This window comes from Methylobacterium sp. WL119 (assembly GCF_008039875.1).
GTDB lineage: Bacteria > Pseudomonadota > Alphaproteobacteria > Rhizobiales > Beijerinckiaceae > Methylobacterium.
The window spans coordinates 1-2,205 of record NZ_VRUU01000211.1; the positions used below are offsets into that span (position 1 = coordinate 1).

Annotated in this window: 3 protein-coding genes; 2 read left to right on the top strand and 1 reads right to left on the bottom strand. The window is 66.6% G+C overall.

Annotation, left to right across the window (positions count from 1 at the left end):
- Positions 1-565: 565 nt before the first annotated feature.
- Positions 566-1,138: a hypothetical protein gene (locus FV227_RS28435; RefSeq protein WP_147727795.1), complete on the top strand. Its 573-nt coding sequence runs from the start codon at positions 566-568 to the stop codon at positions 1,136-1,138.
- The gene (locus FV227_RS28440) at positions 1,114-1,914 is read left to right on the top strand and encodes an FkbM family methyltransferase (protein ID WP_147727794.1); all 801 of its coding nucleotides are present in this window, start codon (positions 1,114-1,116) and stop codon (positions 1,912-1,914) included. The genes FV227_RS28435 and FV227_RS28440 overlap by 25 nt, the downstream gene beginning before the upstream one ends.
- Positions 1,915-1,939: 25 nt before the next feature.
- Here FV227_RS28440 and FV227_RS28445 read toward each other — a convergent pair.
- Positions 1,940-2,205 (bottom strand): GDP-mannose 4,6-dehydratase (locus FV227_RS28445; protein ID WP_187274998.1); only part of this gene is annotated, 266 nt, incomplete at its 5' end.

Below are 2,205 nucleotides of genomic sequence, written 5' to 3' on the forward strand. Positions count from 1 at the left end.
CCCGTAGCCCCCCCCGCGCCTCCCCGCTTCGCAGGTTGCAGGGACCGTCATGGGGACGGATGCGCGCGGTCATAGCCCGCCCGGACCGGGTCCGGCGGGGCTGCCGGCGACGCGGGATCGGGGCTCGGGTTTGCCCAGGCTCATATTTCGGACCGGGCCAGCTGCGCGGCTGCTGCATGGTCGCGGTCATGGGTAGCCGGAAGGGCGGATCCGGGAAGCTGGTGGGCGCAGGCGGCCGATAGCCGAGGGACGAATGCGGTCGGGTGGCGGTCATGCCTCGCGGTGCACCGAAACGCATGCCCTGATCCCGGGCCTCTCCGAGGCGGGTTCGAAGATCGTCCTGCACGGCGCCGTGCGCTGCCCTGGGCGGGCACGGCGTGCCGACCGGCACCGGCGGCCGGTGCGCGACTTCTGGCGGCATCGAAGCAGGAACGGGCGGACGTGAGAGCAACCGGGCAGGACTGGTTCGAGGGGCGGCTCGGCCTCGATCCGGACGGATCGACCGTCCGCGACGCGACGGCCACCCACACGGCGGTCGCCTGCCGCCGAGGCCGGGCTCCGCGCGGTGCGCGCTGCCGTCCCGCACGGGCATCACGAGACCGCCGCCGCCCTTACCACCGGCGGTCCCACGGCCGTCGCCCTGCGTGATCGGGCCGGGGACGGGGCTTGGTTTCGCGCCGACGGCACCGACAGGCTGGTCCCAAAGCTGGAGCGGCGCGACACCGCCATCCTCGACGACCTGAACCTCCACAAGGTGGCCGGTGTCCGCGGGGGCTCGCGGCGGCCGGCGCACGGAGCCGCCAGCGACCGCTCGACCGCCCCGACGTCGACCCGATCGATCCATCGACAAGCGCAGGATGAGGCGGCTTTTGCCAAGCTGAAGGCCTGCCTGCGCGCCGCCGCTCCCCGCGCCATCCCGGATCTCCGGCGCGCGATCCGGAAAATCTTCGCCGGCTTCACGATGCAAGCGTATCGAAACGACCTCGCCGCCGGATACCGCCACGACGGCGCGACAGGAACGGAAAACGGCTCGCGCGCGCTGGAGCCAAGAAGGCTAAGTACCGATTTGAAATTGATTTCTCGTTCGGATCCGCTGCTACTGGTCGAGAAGCCGTGGAGCGCACGATGCCGTATCTAAGACAGAAGGCTTACGCACTCATATCAGAAGCTTTGGAAGAGATCGTTCCCCTTCCATCGCGCAAGATCCGCTTGGAACATAAGATTCATTTCGTCGATGTCGGTGCATCGAAGGGCATCCAGCCGAAATGGTTGCGACAGAAAGACAATATCATACCGGTGCTGTTCGAGCCGAACCCCGAAGAGGCGCGTCGCCTGCGCGATCAGCTCTCCGCCTTCGAAAAGTCCTTCGTGATCGAGACCGGCCTGGCCGACCGGAATGGTCCGCAGCAGCTCCATATCGGGGAGCATTATGGCTGCACGTCGATACTCGAGGCGAACTCGGCATTCCTCAGCGATTATCAGATCGCGGCCAGCTATCACGTCAAAGATACGGTCGAGATCGAATGTGCCCGCTACGATGGCCTCGTCGGTGCCGGCAAGGCGCCCGTTCCGGACGTCATCAAGATCGACGTCGAAGGCTACGAGAGCCATGTTCTCGAAGGGTTCGGTTCGCTGCTTCACAACGTCGTCGGGATCGAGACGGAGGTATTTTTCTATCCCGTTTACAAACGGCAAGCGTTGTTTCACGACTTGATCGCGCAGCTCGAACCTTTCGGGTTGCGATTCAAGCGCATCGAAGAGGTTCCGGCTTTCGACGGAGACCTGGTGTGCGCCAACGCCTACTTCATGAAGGATCGGGTTGCCTATGCGAAGCTGAGCATGGAGGGGCGTGCGAAGTACGATCTGGCCGCTCACGTGTTTCAGATAACAGAGCGCCCTCTTGCTCGATGCTGATGTCGAAGGCGTCGCGAGCGCTCGGTCAAGCAGCCGGGGCGAGGCCGAGGCGCTCGCCGGTGTAGCGGCCCTCGCGGATCGGGCGCCACCAGGCCGCGTTGTCGAGGTACCAGCGCACGGTCTCCTCCAGCGCTTGCTCGAAGGTCTTGGACGGCGCCCAGCCGACCTCGGCCTCGGCCTTGCCCGGGTCGATCGCGTAGCGGCGGTCGTGCCCGGGCCGGTCGGCGACGAAGGCGATCAGCCGCGCGTGCGGGGCGTGCTCGGGCCGCAGCCGGTCGAAGGCGGCGCACA